Origin of the sequence: Paenibacillus humicus NBRC 102415 (genome assembly GCF_004000905.1) — a bacterium.
In the GTDB taxonomy this organism is placed as follows: Bacteria; Bacillota; Bacilli; order Paenibacillales; family Paenibacillaceae; genus Paenibacillus_O; species Paenibacillus_O humicus.
The window spans coordinates 19,034-36,174 of the sequence record NZ_BIMD01000016.1 but is presented as its reverse complement, the minus strand read 5'-3'; the positions used below and the strand labels follow the sequence as shown (position 1 = coordinate 36,174).

The 17,141-nt window shown below is 58.8% G+C and carries 15 protein-coding genes; 9 read left to right on the top strand and 6 right to left on the bottom strand.

Features of this window, described 5'->3' with window-relative positions:
- Positions 1–165: 165 nt before the first annotated feature.
- The 7 genes from PHU01S_RS11950 to arsC all read left to right on the top strand — a co-directional run bounded on the left by PHU01S_RS11950 (position 166) and on the right by arsC (position 6,834).
- Positions 166–1,296: a Gfo/Idh/MocA family protein gene (locus PHU01S_RS11950; RefSeq protein WP_174806359.1), complete on the top strand. Its 1,131-nt coding sequence runs from the start codon at positions 166–168 to the stop codon at positions 1,294–1,296.
- 266 nt (positions 1,297–1,562) lie between these two features.
- Positions 1,563–2,333: an SDR family NAD(P)-dependent oxidoreductase gene (locus tag PHU01S_RS11945; protein ID WP_048748348.1), complete on the top strand. Its 771-nt coding sequence runs from the start codon at positions 1,563–1,565 to the stop codon at positions 2,331–2,333.
- A complete protein-coding gene (locus PHU01S_RS11940) occupies positions 2,330–3,175 on the top strand; it encodes an MBL fold metallo-hydrolase (RefSeq protein ID WP_127507744.1) in 846 nt (281 codons plus the stop codon). The genes PHU01S_RS11945 and PHU01S_RS11940 overlap by 4 nt, the downstream gene beginning before the upstream one ends.
- Positions 3,176–3,480: 305 nt before the next feature.
- Positions 3,481–4,242, top strand: coding sequence for a sugar phosphate isomerase/epimerase family protein (locus PHU01S_RS11935; RefSeq protein WP_127507742.1), 762 nt, complete (start codon positions 3,481–3,483; stop codon positions 4,240–4,242).
- A gap of 412 nt (positions 4,243–4,654) precedes the next feature.
- Positions 4,655–4,957, top strand: coding sequence for an ArsR/SmtB family transcription factor (locus PHU01S_RS11930; protein ID WP_048748362.1), 303 nt, complete (start codon positions 4,655–4,657; stop codon positions 4,955–4,957).
- Between the two features lie 13 nt (positions 4,958–4,970).
- Complete coding sequence (locus tag PHU01S_RS11925; protein ID WP_127507740.1) at positions 4,971–6,386, top strand: arsenic transporter; 1,416 nt, start codon at positions 4,971–4,973, stop codon at positions 6,384–6,386.
- On the top strand, positions 6,376–6,834 hold the full coding sequence (gene arsC, locus PHU01S_RS11920; protein ID WP_048748346.1) for an arsenate reductase (thioredoxin): 459 nt from the start codon (positions 6,376–6,378) through the stop codon (positions 6,832–6,834). The genes PHU01S_RS11925 and arsC overlap by 11 nt, the downstream gene beginning before the upstream one ends.
- 99 nt (positions 6,835–6,933) lie before the next feature.
- Here arsC and PHU01S_RS11915 read toward each other — a convergent pair whose 3' ends face one another.
- The 6 genes from PHU01S_RS11915 to PHU01S_RS11890 form a co-directional block, all read right to left on the bottom strand.
- A complete protein-coding gene (locus PHU01S_RS11915; protein WP_127507738.1) occupies positions 6,934–7,515 on the bottom strand; it encodes an LOG family protein in 582 nt (193 codons plus the stop codon).
- Positions 7,516–7,748: 233 nt separating this feature from the next.
- Complete coding sequence (locus PHU01S_RS11910; RefSeq protein ID WP_127507736.1) at positions 7,749–8,750, bottom strand: cellulase family glycosylhydrolase; 1,002 nt, start codon at positions 8,748–8,750, stop codon at positions 7,749–7,751.
- 390 nt (positions 8,751–9,140) lie between these two features.
- A complete protein-coding gene (locus PHU01S_RS11905) occupies positions 9,141–9,992 on the bottom strand; it encodes an SDR family oxidoreductase (protein WP_049867133.1) in 852 nt (283 codons plus the stop codon).
- Complete coding sequence (gene uxuA, locus PHU01S_RS11900) at positions 9,989–11,080, bottom strand: mannonate dehydratase (protein ID WP_048748344.1); 1,092 nt, start codon at positions 11,078–11,080, stop codon at positions 9,989–9,991. The genes PHU01S_RS11905 and uxuA overlap by 4 nt, the downstream gene beginning before the upstream one ends.
- Positions 11,077–11,775 carry a GntR family transcriptional regulator gene (locus tag PHU01S_RS11895; protein ID WP_127507734.1) on the bottom strand — a complete coding sequence of 233 codons (699 nt, stop codon included), beginning with the start codon at positions 11,773–11,775 and terminating at the stop codon, positions 11,077–11,079. Before PHU01S_RS11895 ends, uxuA begins: the two co-directional genes overlap by 4 nt.
- Before the next feature lie 35 nt (positions 11,776–11,810).
- Positions 11,811–12,746, bottom strand: coding sequence for an AraC family transcriptional regulator (locus tag PHU01S_RS11890; RefSeq protein ID WP_127507801.1), 936 nt, complete (start codon positions 12,744–12,746; stop codon positions 11,811–11,813).
- A 153-nt stretch (positions 12,747–12,899) separates the two neighbouring features.
- Here PHU01S_RS11890 and PHU01S_RS11885 point away from each other — a divergent pair, with 153 nt between their 5' ends.
- A complete protein-coding gene (locus tag PHU01S_RS11885; RefSeq protein ID WP_127507732.1) occupies positions 12,900–15,062 on the top strand; it encodes a glycoside hydrolase family 52 protein in 2,163 nt (720 codons plus the stop codon).
- Complete coding sequence (locus tag PHU01S_RS11880) at positions 15,040–17,106, top strand: alpha-glucuronidase family glycosyl hydrolase (RefSeq protein ID WP_127507730.1); 2,067 nt, start codon at positions 15,040–15,042, stop codon at positions 17,104–17,106. Before PHU01S_RS11885 ends, PHU01S_RS11880 begins: the two co-directional genes overlap by 23 nt.
- The last annotated feature ends 35 nt before the right edge of the window (positions 17,107–17,141 follow it).

The following is a 17,141-nucleotide window of genomic DNA, read 5'->3' as shown; positions in this document are numbered from 1 at the left end:
GGCACTTTTTCAAAGTGTCCCTTTCTCGGGTCACATGGGCGTGCTTCTATTTGCTGTTTGATCGAGCATTTTCAGAAGGGCCAAGCAGGCTACACCGTGATAGAATAAGAATGCGTTAAAATTTCTTTATTATGGAAAAAGTCGAAGAAAGAATAGGTGATGTTGATGCATAGGGTAAAAGCAGGCCTCATCGGCTGCGGAATGATCAGCGGAATTTATTTGAAAAATTTGACGCAAGTGTTCGATCATGCCGTGGACCTCGTCGCATGTGCCGATCTGGTGCCTGAGCTTGCCAAGAAGCGTGCGGAAGAATTCAACGTTCCTGCAGCATGCTCAGTCGACGAGCTGCTTGCCGATCCGGAAATTGAAATCGTTCTCAATTTAACGGCCCCGGCAGCGCATGCGGCGATCAATATCACGGCGCTCCATGCCGGCAAGCATGTTTATACGGAGAAGCCATTCGCTCTGACAAGGGAAGATGCACGAGAGGTGCTGTCGATTGCGGAGTCCAAAGGCCTGCTCGTCGGCTGCGCTCCAGATACCTTCTTGGGCGGTGCGCTGCAAACTTGCCGCAAGCTCATCGATGAAGGCTGGATCGGAACCCCGTATGCCGCGAATGCAACGATCATTATGGGGAATGCCGAAGCCGGCATGCATCCGAATTTCCACCATTTCTTGAAGCTCGGCGGCGACCCTCTACTGGATATGGGACCGTATTATTTGACGGCACTGGTCCATTTGCTGGGTCCCGTTCGGAGAGTGACCGGTTCCGCCCAGCAGCTCCGCCATGAAATCATCATTCAGAACCCCAAATCTCCGCGTTGCGGCGACATCGTCCCGGTAGAAGCGCCTACCAACATTACGGCCGTACTGGACTTCCACAGCGGTGCGGTTGCAAGCTTGCAAGCTGCCAAGGAAAGCTTTGGCTACAAGCCGAGGCTGGAAATATTCGGTACCGAAGGTAATATGACAGTACCGGATCCGAACTTTTTCGGTCCTGTATCCGGACTGGGCAGCTTGCTGACCATCCAGTCCCGCAGCGGTGAAGTAAAGGAGCTTCCGCTTTCGCACGGATTTACGGAAGACAGCCGAGGGCTGGGCGTTGCCGATATGGCGTATGCGATTCGCAGCGGCAGGCCTAATCGGGCGAGCGGCCGCTTGGCCGAGCACATTTTGGACATTTCACTCGGTATCTTAGAGGCTTCGGAGACGAACCGGCATGTGCATCTCCAAACGAAGGTTGAACGTCCTGCGCCGCTGCCGCTTGGATTGAAATACAATCAGCTGGATCTGTAGCAAGGAGCCGTCAATTTCAATTCCGGGGGCAAAAGCGCTCTTGATACAGCGCGGTACGGGTTGGAATCCGAGGTCCGTGCCTACCGCATTGAGGCCTGAAACGCGTCGCCTTGAGAACCGAATTTCTCCCTAGTAAGGAGATCATGAAGAAATTCGGGACTCTACAGCGATCCAACGTACATTCCGACTGTGCAGTCATTGTTGGAATCCTACGTCCAACTTGTATAACGATTAATAGGCGCGTTGTACGCTGAAAGGGGATCAACATGGGGAGACGGCTTGATGGCAAGGTGATCGTCGTAACAGGCGGAACGAAGGGCATCGGCAAGGGAGTCGCTATGATGTGCGCCATGGAAGGCGCCACGGTAGTAGTAGGCGGGAGGAATGAGCAGGACGGCGCCAGAGCTGTAAAAGAGATGAAGGACGTCCATGACGCGGAGGCGTTGTTTGTCCAAGGGGACATCAGCCGGGAAGCGGCGTGCAAGCAGCTGATCGATGAGACGGTGGGCAGGTACGGCAGAGTTGACGGTCTTGTCAACAACGCCGGCATTTTCCCAAGAGGCTCGATGGTGAATACGTCGGAGGAGCTGTTCGACTCGATTTTTGCCGTCAACATGAAAGGCGCATTCTTCTGCTCCATGTACGCCATTCAATCCATGCAGAAAACCGGGGGAGGCTCTATCGTTCATATGGGCTCGACGAACGGCTACAAGGGCGCAAAAGAGTTGGCCGCCTACTCCTGCTCCAAGGGAGCTATGCTTACGTTGAACCGCCACATCGCAGCCCACTACGGAAGAGACCGCATCCGCTCGAACTGGGTCACTGTCGGCTGGGTAGCTTCCGAAGGGGAAATCGAACTCCATCAGAACATGGGCATAAGCGAGGACGATTTGCATAGGAAGGCATTGACGCATGTCCCTTCCGGCCGCATGCAGACTCCTGAAGATATGGCCTATGGAACCGTCTATCTATTGTCCGATGAATCGAGCCAAGTAACAGGCACCGAGCTGCATATCAATGGAGGGCTGGGCTTATGACGAACCAATCATCGACACGAATCGGAGAAGCGCTGATCCAAGAGATCGACGACACCCGTGTACCGTTCGGCATGCTGGCGGTATGGTTTCTCGGCCAATGCAGCGTCGTCGTCAAGGGAGGGGATGTGGTCATTTACATCGATCCGTATTTGACGCCCTCGCCGCATCGGGCGTTCGAGCCGCCGCTGAAGCCGCAGCAAATGACGAATGCACAGTATGTGCTCATAACCCATGACCATATGGATCATTTGGATCCGGACACGGTTTCCGCGTTGGCCGAAGCCCACAGCGACCCGGTCTACATGGCTCCGGGATATTGTCGGGAGGACATGCTCCGGCTCGGAGTCCGACCGGACAAGCTGCTCTCGGCGCGAACGAACGAGTGGTGGAACGGGCCTGGGTTCCGGATCAAACCGCTGCCCTCCGCCCATGAGGAGCTGGAATACGATGATGATCTGGACCATCGCTTCGTAGGCTATGTCGTGGAGCTGAACGGCGTTACGATGTACCACGCCGGAGACACCACCGTATATCCCGGACTGATCGAGCTGCTGCAGGCCGAATCGATCGGCCTCGGCATGCTGCCGATCAACGGGCGCGACCCATTCCGCATGGCGAGGAATATCGTAGGCAACATGAATTATAGGGAAGCGGCAGAGCTCTCGGTCGCAGCTCGCTTCGACACGGTCATTCCGCTGCATTACGATATGTTCGCAGGAAATTCGGAGCACCCGGGTTATTTTATCGACTATTTGTATGACCGGCATCCGACGCAGAAAAGCCATGTCATGGCGCGGTTCGAGCGGTATGTGTACGTTTCCGCTGCGGCATTGCGTGAATAAATGGAAGGATTGGAAATGAGCCACTCAAATCGTGTGGCTTTTATCGGCTGCGGGAAAGGCGAGCATGCCATCGTTGTGTTTGATAACGGTGTTATGGGATGTAGATATCCGCGAGCCGTGCAGACCCGTCGTGGAAGCCACCAGTAGAGACCGGCGAGCCGAATGAACAGATGGTAGGCCTGTACCGAAATGTCAACGACTGTCTGGTTCCGGAAGAGGAACCCGAGCTATCCCATCTCAAAGCGCTTCGCGCTTGAGAGCGGAGCTTTTCCGTCAAAGGACAAAAACGACAAGGAGCGGGCGAAATGAACAGACCGAAGCTAGGTCTTATCGGCTTGATTAAGGAAGAAGCGGAAAAGGATTTTTGGGGAACGATGCAGCGCGTGGCTGAGATCGGCTATGAAGGCATCGAAGGAGCCGGAGAGCTTCTGCAAGGAGATGTGAAAGCCAATGTCAGACGGTTTCATGAGCTCGGTTTGCAAGTAGCCACTCATAGCGCGAGCCTGGATCATTTGCGCAACGACCTCGACAAAATCATTGAGGAAGCGTTGTCCTTGGAAACTTCCCATGTCACCTTATGGTGGGCGCCCTGCAACTCGAAAGAGGAGCTGCTGCGCGACGCCGAGCTGTACAATGCCGCAGGCGCACGGCTCGCTGCCGAAGGGTTGAAGCTGTGCTACCATAACCACGATCACGAGTTCAAAACCACCTTCAACGGCCTGTATGCGCTGGACATTCTGGCGGAGCATACCGATCCGAAAGCGTTGTATTTCCGCATGGATGTGGCTTGGATAACAGTCGGCGGAGCCGATCCGGCTCACATCTTGCGCAAAATGGCAGGCCGCGTCCCCGCCATACATATCAAGGATGTTTATGGGACGGACGTGGTCGGCAAATGGACGGCAGTCGGAACCGGCATCGTCAGCATCCACGACTCGATCCGGGCGGCCAGTGAAATCGGCGGGGTCGAATGGATGACAGTCGAGCAGGATCAGCTGCGCAACTTGACCGCATTCGAAACGGTGCTGGTCAGTTACCTTAATTTGAAAGAGGCTGGTCTGGTTTAATCTTCTATGAGCATGACAGGAGGATATGATCCCCTCATGGCAGACAGTGAAAAAGAGTTCATGCCATCATGAACTCGGCGCTGTTGATCGGGGGGGATTTTTCTATGCCGCCAAAGAAGGTCCGAACAGTTGAACGCATGGAAGAAAGAAGTCATTCTTCTCCGATTATGTGCAAGGCGCAGTGCACATATAAGGAATGTCGATTTACTTTAGTCAAACCGATAGAGCTAAACTTGTTGACTCTCCTTTGCCAGTGATACCAGGTAATCTCCAGTTCCAGGGTCAAGGTGAATTTCATCCGAATTTTCAACATATAAAAAGACGGCAAATTATATTAGCAATTGTTTATATAAATGATCGCTAATATAATAGCAAGGGAAGTTCATGCTGGAGGTGCAAAGTGGAAGCTAGGATGGAACAATTAACCGGACATTTGAAGCTATTGGGGGACAAATCAAGGCTCATGATCCTTGCCTGCCTTCGGGAGCGGGAGTTGTGCGTGTGCGATCTTGTCGAGCTGGTCGGATTGTCCCAGCCTGGCGTCAGCCAGCATCTGAGGAAGCTCAAGGAGGCCGGATTCGTGAAGGAATCCCGCAGAGGGACCTGGATCTACTATTCTTTAAGCCTGGAAGACAAATCTCATGTGGAATCGATTTTAAGCTGCATCCCGCCGCAAACCGAACGGCTGAACCGGTTGAAGGGCTGCGGGGAATAAAGAGGGGTCAAAGATGGCAATCACGGCAGCAATTCTATTTGCAATTACACTACTATTCGTCATTTGGCAGCCCAAAGGACTCGGCATCGGCTGGCCGGCCGCCGGGGGAGCGATTGCCGCCTTGCTCTTTCAAGTCGTTACCCTTGAGGATGTGGCGGCGGTAACGGGAATCGTATGGAACGCGACGCTGGCTTTCGTCGCCATCATCCTGATCTCGCTTGCTTTGGACGAGATCGGCTTTTTTGAATGGTCCGCCCTGCATATGGCTCGGCTGGCCGGCGGAAGCAGCCTGCTCATGTTCATTTATATGATATTGCTGGGGGCGGCCGTATCGGCTCTGTTCGCAAACGACGGAGCCGCGCTCATCATGACTCCGATCGTACTGGCGGTGGTGCGCGCGCTCCGGTTCGACGATCGGATGGTTCTGCCTTTCGTCATGGCGAGCGGCTTCATTGCGGACACCGCATCCTTGCCGCTTGTCGTCAGCAATCTCGTCAATATCGTCTCCGCCGATTTTTTCGGCATCTCTTTTGACGAATACGCCAGCCGCATGATCGTTCCATCGCTGTTCTCCATAGCGGCCAGCCTGCTCGTGCTGTACCTGTTCTACCGGAAAAGCATCCGCGGCAGCTATACGGTCGGCGAGCTGAAAAATCCGCGGGACGCCATCAAGGATCCCCGGCTGTTCAAGCTCGCCTGGATCGTGCTGGCGGCTCTTCCGATCACGTACTTTGCCAGCGGCTGGCTGCATGTTCCGGTTTCCATACCGGCCGGAGCGATAGCGCTCCTGTTTCTGGCAGCCGTACGAAGGAGCCCGGAGGTGGATGTCCGGAAGCTGGTCAAAGGCGCTCCGTGGTCGATCGTCATCTTTTCAATCGGGATGTACGTCGTCGTATACGGCCTTCGGAATGCAGGGCTGATGGACTCGCTGACTTCCTTGTTCGAAGCCATCGGCCGGCAAGGCTTGCTGATGACGAGCATAGCTGCAGGGTTCATCGCAGCGGTGCTGTCCTCCGTCATGAACAATCTTCCGACGGTCATGATCGATGCGCTGGCTATCCAGGCGACGAAGACTAGCGGCGTCATTCGGGAAGCGATGATATATGCCAACGTCATCGGCTCCAATCTTGGGCCGAAAATTACGCCGATCGGCTCGCTGGCGACTCTCCTCTGGCTGCATGTCCTTTCCCGCAAAGGCTTGCGCATCGGCTGGGGGTATTATTTCAAAACGGGAATCGCGCTTACGGTTCCGACGCTGCTCATTACTTTGTCCGGACTCTATTTGTGGCTATCGTTCCTGTCCTTGAATGTCATTCATGTCTGGCTTGCGAATGCGGGCGCTGTTCTGATCTTTGCAGCCTTCGGCTGGCTGCTGATTGCAAGGTCAAAATCAAAAAGGAAAGGGGATATCCCGTCCTATGAACGCTAGACCGATCGTATATTTCTTATGTACCGGCAACTCCTGCCGCAGCCAGATGGCCGACGGCTTTCTCAAGGCGGAAGGGAGTGGACGGTTCGACGTCAGAAGCGCCGGCCTGGAGGCGCATGGCTTGAATCCCCGCGCGGTGCAAGCAATGAAGGAAGCCGGCATCGATATAAGCGGGCACAGCTCGGATGTGATCGATCCGGATTTGCTGAACGCGGCCGATTATGTCATTACCCTGTGCGGGCATGCGGACGAGCATTGCCCGGCCATTTCCAATCCGGACGTCGTCAAATGGCACTGGGGGTTCGAGGATCCAGCCAAGGCGACGGGAACGGAAGAGGAGATCATGGCGAAGTTCCGCGAGGTGCGCGATGCCATTCATGCCCGAATCGCCGATTTTGCACGGGAAAGCAAAAACGAGGCCGGCGAGGAGCCTTCCTCCCGTCCATAATGCTTGTTTTTCAACAGGCAGCAAAGGCATTCCGACGCCGCTCGCGTCCGAATGCCTTTTTGCTTGGCCCTGCATAGATGGAGCCGTGCCGTTCGGCGGTTACGTCTGGCTATTCTTGATGTACGTCTTGACCTCCGGAGGCGTATACGCAGCGAATGTGTCCAGAAGCGAGGCCGGGTCGGAATCCGACAGCGCCATCGACAAGTATTTGTCCTGGAGGAACTGCTCCTTGTTCATATGGCCGAAGAAAGAGATCAGTCCGTCGTAGTAGCCGTCCACGTTCAGCAAGCCGATCGGCTTGCGGTGCAGGCCGAGCTGTCCCCAGGTGAAGATCTCGAACAGCTCTTCCATCGTGCCCGGGCCGCCGGGCATCGCGATGAATCCGTCCGCGAGCTCGGACATTTTCAGCTTTCTTTCGTGCATGGACCCGACCACGATCAGCTCGGTCAGTCCTCGATGGGAAATCTCCCTTTCCTCCAGCATCGTTGGAATGACGCCGATGACCTGGCCGCCCGCCTGCAGAACGGAATCGGCAAGCACTCCCATGATGCCGACGCTTGCCCCGCCATAGACGAGGGTGATGCCCCTGCGCGCCAGCTCCGAGCCGAGTCTGGCCGCTCCTTCGGCATAGGTCGGCCTGGCGCCCATGCTGGATCCGCAAAATACCGCGATTGCATTCAAATGCATCTACCTCCCCTAAAAGCTGTCCTCTCATTATACCAACGAGAAGCCTGGAGAGATGTTGAAAAAAAGAAAAAGGCAGCCGAACGCAATCGTTCGGCCGCCGGATGCAGGAAGGACAGAGATCAGGATAGAGGCTGCTGAAAAACAAGCGAAGGGCGCGGAATCGTTCTGGAGAAAGGAATGGGGCCGGAAGAATGATTCGCGCACGCAGCGACAACTTTTTCAGCGGCTCATCCGAATACGGTCGCTTTCTTGCTCGTGGAGGCGATGCCGTTCGTGCCGTTGAATACGAGGCTGCCCCAGGAGGTCAGCGTCTTCCAGTCGGAGCTGCTGGCCAGATCAAGCCAGGCGTTCGCGCTGTCGTTGCCCGTCCATGACCAGGCCAGGTAGCCGATGCCTTTGGCCTGCGCCTGGTTCAGTACTTCCTGGGCGTTCACCTTGCAGCCCAGGTTGTTGCTGCCGTTGTTGTAGTTGTAGCCGAATTCTCCGACCGTGACGGCGAGGCCGAGGTTTTTGATCGCCTGCAGCTCGGTGCCGATGCGGCTGGAGTCGTTCCAGGAGCCGTACATATGGATGGAGAACATGACGTTATGCTTCGGATCGTAGTTGAGCAGCGTTTTGCCGTAGGCTTTGATCGGGGAAGAGTTCTGACCCCAGCCGGAGCCGTCGATGACGATCGTATTGTTGATGCCGCCGCCCCGGAGCGTGGAGATCGCGGTCTGATAAGCGTCGCGCCAAGCGGTGTCGCTCAGGTCGCTGCCGCCCCATTCATTGGCGATGTTGACGAGTGTGTACTTCTCGTTGCTGTTCAAGACGGCTTTGACGTCGCTTCGGGCAAAGTATTTGGCCATGTCGTTCAGTCTGGCCGCGTCGTTGCTTCCCGTCACATCGTGCAGCTCGATGACGGAAACCATCTTGAGCGCCTTGCAGCGGTCGATGATCTGCTGGAGACGGCTGGCGGTGCCGCTCGTGCTCCAGACGATGCGCACCGTGTTGGCGCCTTTCGCCGCAATGTCGGTCAGAGCCGCATAAGCCTGGCTGTCGAACCAGATATGCGGGTTGTTGACGCCTCTCATGACGAAGCTGCTGCCGTTCGCATCGAGCAGCGAGCTGCCGCTGACATAGAAGCCGTTGGCCGCGGCCCGGGCAGGCGGGGCGGACAGCAGCGGCAGGGCAAGCGCCAAGGCGATGGCGGACAAGGCGAGGCGGTTCAGCCATTTTTTCATGCTCATCAATGAATCTCTCCTTTACGATTGGATGTGCGGGTGTCGAATGCAGCAGCGGCAGTCAGCTTGAACCCAAGCAGGTTTTGCGGAGCCTCCTTTCGATTTCATTTTTGAAAGCGCTTTACTGGGGAGCAATTCGTATTATAGTCCATAATGCACCCGCTAAAAATGGAATGAGATGTGGTATTCGGCGGTTTAATTGGAAGATATTAGCACAAATGAAGACAAGAAAGCATAAGGAAAGACATGTCGCGGATGGGGATGGAGATGGTACATTTAAAAGTTACGGTGAAGCGCTTACACGAATGGGTGAAGCGAGGGATTAGTTCGTGGACATGCCGGGAAAAAGGAGCATCCGGCGAGATCCAGCCTGATGCTCCTTGACGGTATTTCGTATCAGACGCCGGAATAAGCCATGAACCCGCCGTCGACCGGCACGACCGTGCCGGTCACGAAGCCGGACGATTCGGAGTCGAGCAGCCAGAGCAGCGTGCCGAGCAGATCCTCCGGAACGCCGAAGCGGCGCATCGGCGTATGGGCGATAATCTTGCCGGACCGCTCCGTCCAGCTCCCGTCGGGATTTTGCAGCAGCCCGCGGTTCTGCTCTGTGAGGAAAAAGCCGGGAGCGATGGCGTTGACGCGGATTCCGGACTCGGCCATATGGACGGCCAGCCACTGCGTCCAGTTGTTGATCGCAGCTTTGGCGGCGCTGTAGGCAGGCACCTTGGTCATGGGGGACGGCGCGCTCATGGAGGAGACGTTGAGCACGGTGCCGCCACGTCCGAGCATCTGCCTGGCGAACGTCTGGGTCGGAAGGAGCGTTCCGACCATGTTGAGGTCGAACACGTTCCGGAAGCCCTGGACGCTGAGATCGAAGAACGAAACCGTCTTCTCGTCTTCCAGATCCCCGGAGCGGAAAATCTCGTTCGTCGTGTTGGCGCTGGGATGGTTGCCGCCGGCGCCGTTGACGAGAATGTCGCATGGACCGAGCCGCTCCAGCACGGACAGGGCAGCGGCAGCGACGCTGTCGGGATCGGTCACATCGCAGGAGAGCGCGATGGCCGTGCCGCCGGCTGCCGAGATTTCATCGGCGACGGCAGCCGCTTTGTCGAGGCTGCGGCCGAGGACGGCGACGCGGCAGCCCTGGCGGCCGAGCTCCAGCGCCATGACCCGGCAGAGCACGCCTGAGCCGCCTGTAATGACGACGGTTTTGCCCTCCAGAGAAGAATGCATCGGAAGCTGGCTCATGAAGCGTGTCCCTCCTTCGCGGCGGACGGAGCCCGGTAGCCTGCCGCGTCCCACAGGCCCCACAAATACATGATGCCGAGCGCGCGGTCGTACAGTCCGTAGCCGGGACGGCATTGCTCATCCCAGATATGGCGGCCGTGATCCGGGCGGGCGTAACCGTCGAAGCCGATGTCGTGGTAAGCCTTCACGATGCCCGCGATATCGACGGTTCCGTCCTGCGTCCGGTGGGAAGTCTCGATGAAATCTCCGTTGTCGAACACCTTGACGTTGCGGATGTGGGCGAACGGAATGCGGTCCGCGAATTCGTGGATCATGCCCACGATGTCGTTGGCGGGGTTCGCTCCGAGCGAGCCGCTGCACAGCGTAATGCCGTTGGCGGGACTGTCATGGAGAGCGAGGAAGCGGCGCAGGTTGTCCTGACCGGTGATGATGCGCGGCAGGCCGAAGATCGGCCATGGCGGATCGTCCGGGTGGATGGCCATCCGGATGCCGAGCGTTTCCGCTGCCGGGATGACCTTGTCGAGAAAATACTTCAGGTGATCCCAGAGATGCTCCTCGGTCACTCCGCGGTACGCCTCGAACAAGGAAGCGAGATGGGAGAGGCGCTCCGGCTCCCAGCCCGGCATCGTGAGCGTGGAATTCGCGTTTATTTGCCGGACGAGCTCGAACGGATCGACGTTTTCAATTCGGCTCTTCTCATAGAACAGCGCGGTCGAGCCGTCTCCGCTGGGATGATGAAGATCGGTGCGCAGCCAGTCGAAGACGGGCATGAAGTTGTAGCAGATGACCTTCACGCCGGCCTGGGCCAGCTTTTCCATCGTTTTTATGTAGTTCTCGATGTAGGCATCCCGGCTCGGGAGTCCGAGCTTGATGTCCTCGTGGATGTTGACGCTCTCGACGACATTGATGCCGAGGCCATGCGCCGCTGCCTGATCGCGGAGCGCGAGGATCCGGTCCAGCGGCCATTCCTCTCCGGCCGGAATATCGTGCAGCGACCAGACGATGTCGGTGACGCCTGGAATTTGCCTGATTTGGCTCAAGGTGACGGTATCGTTGCCTTCGCCGAACCAGCGGAAGCTCATTTTCACTGGGCATTCTCCTTTTCCGGCTTGAAATAGTGCGGATATTCCTTCTTGAGCAGCTCCTGGTCGGCGATGCCGAGCCGCAAATGCTGCCTCATGAGGTCGTCGGCCGCTTCCTCGCGTCCATCGGCGATCGCCTCCGCCATGGCGGCATGCTGCTCGTACAGATGGCTCCAATGGGGATCCGTCGCCAGTCGGAGCAAGCGGGCCCGGTTCAGATGAAGATTCATCTGCTGGATGACCGACCAGGTGTTCAGCTTGCCGCAGCCCTCGAACAGCGTGCGGTGGAAAGCTTCGTCGAGCTCGAAGAGCTTGCGGTCGTCGAGCCGCGTCATCGCATCCTGCTGGGCGGCGAGATTGTCCCGCAGCGCGGAGAGCGAGAGCGGAGGGAAGCCGGCGCAGGCGAGCCGAATGACGGCTCTCTCCAGCTGCTCCCTCATGAAGCGGGCTTCCTCCACGAGCTCCGGGTCGATCAGCGAGACGAAGGTGCCGCGCTGCGGAAGCACTTGAACCAGCTGTTCCTGAGCAAGCCGCAAAAAAGCTTCCCGTACGGGAGTGCGGCTGACGCCGAAGGCGGCGGCCGAGTCCTTTTCGGACAGAGCCGTTCCGGGAGGCAGCTCCAGGCTGAGGATCTGTTCTCTCAAGCCGGCGTACACGATGTCGCGTGCGGATGAACCGCGGGTGCCGAGGGGTTCGTTCATGGCGGTATCGCCTCCTCCTTTTTGATACTACCATACTACCATACCAGTTTGACAGCGTTTTCTTTATCAACATGGAGCTGCTTTCGGTATTCGGATGGAGAAAAGCCCGTCCAGCGCTTGAACTGGCGGCTGAAGTGGGCGATGTCGCGATAGCCGAGCATGCCGGCGATCATCTGGATCGAATACTTCGAGTCGGACAGCAGATGCCTGGATTCATGCAGGACGAGCGAGGACCAGTATGCGCGCGGAGACTGGCCGTACACCTCGCGGAACACCCGGCCGCAATGGGAGACGCTGATGCCGAGCTCCGAGGCGATCTCCCGGATGCCTTGCCCCTCGTCCCGTCCGTGCCCCGGCTCGAACCGCAGGACGGAAATGCTCTGCAGGCGCCCGGCGATCTCATGGGCCAGCTCCTCCTTGCCGTAGGTGCGCGGCGGCAACTGGCTGACTTCCTGCGAGACGGCGTCCCAGAGCAGCGCGAACAGCTCGAAGACGGCGGATTGCAGCCGCATGCGGGCGGATACCGAGCGCGAGTCCGGATCGAGCTCGGGCTCCAGCATTTTGCGGAGAATCGGGCTCACCTTGCGCGCCAGCGCGCTGTCCTCCTTGAACAGCACCTGCTCAAGCCGTCCGAGCATCGGGAGGAACAGCCGATCGTCCAGATCGAAATGGAGGCAGAAATAAGTGAAGGGCCTGCCGTCTCCGCTGCGGCTGTTGTGCAGCTCGCCCGGACGGATCAGGAGCAGGTCGCCGGGACACTGAGCGTACTCGGCGCCGCCGACCGTCATGACCTGGCGGCCGTCCAGCAGGTAGTTGATCTCATACTGGGGGTGATGGTGCAGGGGATACTGCCAGTCTCCGCGCACCTTCCTTTTATGGATTCCGAACAGGTTCAGCGTCGTCTTGACATCGGGGAACATTGTCTCGGAAATGCTGCCGCCGGCTTCGGGCGGCATGGCGGAATCGGCCATCTGTCGTTTCCCTCCCATGCTTGTTCGGACTCGTTGGCTTCATTATAATCTCTGGCGCGATTTGGGTAAATATCCGGCGGATTTGACCATGTTCCCAAGCGGAACCGGCATGCTAGGATGGAAGTAATCGCTTTCAGAGAGGGGCTGCCTATCATGGCCGACAATAGGTTCTACAACGCTCATCATTCTCCGATAGGAGCATTCGCCAGCTTCACGCTCGGATTTCCCGGCGCCAAGGGAGGACTCGGACTGGAGCTTGGACGTCCGGCCGACCAGAACGTCTATATCGGCCTTCAATCCCGGGACGGGACTTATTATGAAGCTCTGCCTTTCTTCGGGGAGCTCGGCGACGAGGCTGCCCGCTACGATGTGGAGAAAAAGGATAAAAAAGACCAAGCGCTGCTGCAAACATTCGATCGGGCCGGAATCAAGCGCAAGCTGGCTGCGGGAGAGGATGTCTGGGAAGCAGGGGATTTGACGTTCCGTATTCTGTCACCCGTTCGTCCCGTGCCGGATCCGTCCGCCGGATCGGATGAAGAGCTCAAGGCCGCCCTCGTGCCGGCGGTATTGGCCGAGCTGACCGTCGACAACCGCGGCGGCGATGCCGCGCGCCGGGCGTTCTTCGGTTATGAAGGCAACGACCCTTACAGCGCCATGCGGAGGATCGGCGCCGACGGCGATTCCTTCGCGGGCGTCGGCCAAGGCCTGTGCACCGCGATCGCCTCCGCTGCGGACGCCGGGATCAAGACCGGCCTCGGCTTCTCGATGGAAAGCATTCTGACGGCGAAGCATCCCCAGCATCTTGAGTTTGGACTCGGCGGCACGGGCGCGCTGCTCATGGAGGTTCCTGCCGGCGAGCGGCGCACGTTCCGCTTCGCGGTGTGCTTCTTCCGCGGCGGCGTCGTGACGACGGGCATGGAGACATCTTATTTCTATACCCGCTTCTTCACCAGGATCGAAGACGTAGCGGCCTATTCTCTCCGGCATTTCGACGAGCTGGCAGACTCATGCCGCGCCGCGGACAAATGGAGCGGAAGCGGCAAGCTGTCGGACGATCAGGCGTTCATGCTGAATCATGCCATCCACAGCTATTACGGCAGCACGCAGCTGCTCGAGGCGGACGGCGAGCCGATCTGGGTCGTCAACGAAGGCGAATACCGGATGATGAATACGCTCGATCTGACGGCCGATCAGCTCTACTACGAGCTGGAGATGAATCCTTGGACCGTACGCAACGAGCTGGACTGGTTCGTCAAAAGGTACAGCTATACAGATTCCGTCCGCTTCCCCGGAGAGGAGCGGGAGCATCCCGGCGGGCTCGCCTTCACGCATGACATGGGCGTAGCCAATGCCTTCTCCCGGCCGCAGCATTCCGCCTACGAGCTGGCGGGCATCGAGGGCTGCTTCTCCTATATGAGCCATGAGGAGCTGGTGAACTGGCTGTGCTGTGCGGCAGTCTACATCGAGCAGACAGGCGACAGGGACTTCCTGGAGCGGATGCTGCCGGTGCTGCGGGACGGCTTCGAGAGCATGCTCAACCGCGACCATCCGGTGCCGAGCGAGCGCAACGGCTTGATGGGGCTCGACAGCAGCCGCACGGACGGCGGCGCGGAAATTACGACCTACGACAGCCTCGACGTCTCGCTCGGCCAGTCCCGCAACAACATCTATATGGCGGGCAAATGCTGGGCTGTCTACGTGGCGCTGGAGAAGCTGTTCGCGGCCGAGGGCCTTGCCGGGCTCGCTTCCGAAGCCGGTGCCCAGGCCGATCGGGCGGCGGCGTCGATCGCAGCCCAGCTCAACGATCGCGGCTATATCCCGGCTGTGATCGGGGAGAACAACGACTCCCGCATCATCCCGGCCATCGAAGGGCTCATCTTCCCCTACTTCACCGGCAACCGGGAAGCTCTCGATCCCAACGGACGCTTCTCCGCCTACCTCGCTGCGCTGCGGACGCATCTGGATACGGTGCTCACAACGGGAACCTGCCTGTTCGAAGACGGCGGATGGAAGCTCTCGTCGACGAGCGCCAATTCCTGGCTGAGCAAGATCTATCTCTGCCAATTCATCGCCAGGGAGATTCTCGGCCTCCCATGGGACGGCCGCGGAGCCGCTGCGGACGCCGCACACGCCGCATGGCTGAAGCATCCGGAGCTGTCCTACTGGGCATGGAGCGACCAGATTCTGAGCGGCGAGATCATCGGCAGCAAGTATTATCCGCGCGGAGTGACGGCCATTCTATGGCTGCGGGAAACGGCTTCTGCGGCAGCCGCGATGGAAGGGGGAGTCCGGAATGCAGCGCTCAGCGGAAGCTAAGCCGGGCACCGGCTACGAAGCGTGGCTGGGAAGCCCTCCGGCGGCGGCAGCCGTGCGGGAGCAGGCCGCATCGTGGGCAGCCTGTCTCCACGCTCCCGAGAGTGATGCTCCTGTCGCATCCGCGCTGGAGGAGCTGAGGCGGGCGGTCGAAAGCTTAATCGGCCAGGCTCCGAAGGACGGAATGCCGTCCGACGGCGTCCGAGGCATCGTTCTCGGAACCTTCCGCGGCTGTCCGCAGGCTGCGGCGGCGTTCAGCGAGGAGGAGAGAGCGGCATCCGCCGGTGAGAGCTACCGGATCCGGACGGCCGGCAGCAGCATCGTTGTCGGCGGCTCCCGCGCGGCCGGCGTGCTCTACGGCACCTTCCACCTGATTCGGCTGCTCCGTGCGGGAGCGCCGCTGTCCGGGCTCGACATCGCCGAAGCTCCCGCCAATGGACTGCGCATGATCAACCAGTGGGACAATGGCGACGGCAGCGTCGAGCGCGGCTACGCGGGGCGCTCCATCTTTTACCGGGACGGGCAGATCGCCGAGGATACAAGCCGCATCCGGGATTACGCGCGCCTGCTGTCGTCCGTCGGCATCAACGCCATCTCCATCAACAACGTCAACGTGCATGCGCGCGAGACCCGCTTCACGGGAGAAGAGGATCTGCCGAAGATAGCGAGAATCGCCGGCGTCTTCCGGGAATGGGGCATCTCTCTCTATCTGAGCGCCAACTTCGCCGCTCCGTGCGAGACCGGCGAGCTGGAGACGGCCGATCCGCTTGATCTTTCGGTCCGGCAGTGGTGGAGCCGGACAGCGGCCCGCATCTATAGCCATATTCCGGATTTCGGCGGAATTCTCGTGAAAGCGGATTCAGAATTCAGGCCGGGGCCGTTCACCTACGGCCGGGATCATGCCGAAGGCGCCAATATGCTGGCCGATGCGCTGGCGCCGTTCGGCGGCCGCGTCATCTGGCGCTGCTTCGTCTATGACTGCAAGCAGGACTGGCGGGACCGCAAGACGGATCGGGCCAGAGCCGCATACGACCACTTCAAGCCGCTTGACGGCAGGTTCAGGGACAATGTCTTCCTGCAGGTGAAGAACGGGCCGATGGACTTCCAGGTCAGGGAGCCCGCATCTCCGCTCTTCGGAGCGATGCCGGACACGAACATGCTGGCGGAGTTCCAGATCGCCCAGGAGTACACCGGCCAGCAGAAGCATCTCTGCTATCTCGTTCCGCAATGGAAGGAAGTGCTCGATTTCGATACGCATGCGCGCGGCGAAGGGTCCTTCGTCAAGGCGGTCGCCAGCGGCAGGCTGCACGGCCGCGAAGCCGGAGGCATGGCGGCCGTATCCAATATCGGGGACGACGACAACTGGACCGGCCATCTGCTCGCACAGGCGAATCTGTACGGCTTCGGCCGGCTCGCCTGGAATCCGGAGCTGACGGCTCTGGAGATCGCGGAGGAATGGTCCGGACTCGCCTTCGGGACCGAGGGCAAGGCGGCCGGGACGGTCATTTCCATGCTGATGGAATCCTGGAGCATCTATGAAGCCTATACGGCGCCTCTGGGCGTCGGCTGGATGGTAAAGCCGAACCATCATTACGGACCCGACGTGGACGGCTATGAATATTCCATGTGGGGCACGTACCACTTCGCCGACCGGGACGGCATCGGGGTCGACCGCACGAGCGGAACGGGAACCGGATACGCCTCCCAATATTTCCCTCCGAATCGGGAGCGCTTCGAGCAGACGCATGCGACCCCGGACGAGCTGCTGCTGTTTTTCCACCACGTCCCTTACCGCTATGTGCTGCATTCCGGCAAGACGGTCATCCAGCATATTTACGATTCTCATTTTCATGGAGCCCGGAGAGCGGAAGAGCTGGCTGCGCAGTGGGAATGTCTGGAGGGCGAGATTCCGGAGCCTGCCTTCGGGGAAACGCTGGGACGCTTCCGGCATCAGGCCGAGCATGCCCGCGAGTGGCGGGATGTCATCAATACGTACTTCTTCCGCAAAAGCGGCATTCCGGACGAGAAGGGGCGCAGGATTTTCTGACGTCCCGGGAAGGCCGAAGCTTTTGATGTTATGGA

Excerpts from the sequence above, each read along its gene's own strand:
- PHU01S_RS11895 (WP_127507734.1), bottom strand. The coding sequence starts at position 11,775 with ATGAACGAACCCCTCGGCACCCGCGGTTCATCCGCACGCGACATCGTG.
- PHU01S_RS11880 (WP_127507730.1), top strand. The coding sequence starts at position 15,040 with ATGCAGCGCTCAGCGGAAGCTAAGCCGGGCACCGGCTACGAAGCGTGG.
- PHU01S_RS11930 (WP_048748362.1), top strand. The coding sequence starts at position 4,655 with ATGGAACAATTAACCGGACATTTGAAGCTATTGGGGGACAAATCAAGG.
- PHU01S_RS11910 (WP_127507736.1), bottom strand. The coding sequence starts at position 8,750 with ATGAGCATGAAAAAATGGCTGAACCGCCTCGCCTTGTCCGCCATCGCC.
- PHU01S_RS11945 (WP_048748348.1), top strand. The coding sequence starts at position 1,563 with ATGGGGAGACGGCTTGATGGCAAGGTGATCGTCGTAACAGGCGGAACG.
- PHU01S_RS11925 (WP_127507740.1), top strand. The coding sequence starts at position 4,971 with ATGGCAATCACGGCAGCAATTCTATTTGCAATTACACTACTATTCGTC.
- PHU01S_RS11940 (WP_127507744.1), top strand. The coding sequence starts at position 2,330 with ATGACGAACCAATCATCGACACGAATCGGAGAAGCGCTGATCCAAGAG.
- PHU01S_RS11905 (WP_049867133.1), bottom strand. The coding sequence starts at position 9,992 with ATGAGCCAGCTTCCGATGCATTCTTCTCTGGAGGGCAAAACCGTCGTC.
- PHU01S_RS11885 (WP_127507732.1), top strand. The coding sequence starts at position 12,900 with ATGGCCGACAATAGGTTCTACAACGCTCATCATTCTCCGATAGGAGCA.
- PHU01S_RS11950 (WP_174806359.1), top strand. The coding sequence starts at position 166 with ATGCATAGGGTAAAAGCAGGCCTCATCGGCTGCGGAATGATCAGCGGA.
- arsC (WP_048748346.1), top strand. The coding sequence starts at position 6,376 with ATGAACGCTAGACCGATCGTATATTTCTTATGTACCGGCAACTCCTGC.
- PHU01S_RS11890 (WP_127507801.1), bottom strand. The coding sequence starts at position 12,746 with ATGGCCGATTCCGCCATGCCGCCCGAAGCCGGCGGCAGCATTTCCGAG.
- PHU01S_RS11935 (WP_127507742.1), top strand. The coding sequence starts at position 3,481 with ATGAACAGACCGAAGCTAGGTCTTATCGGCTTGATTAAGGAAGAAGCG.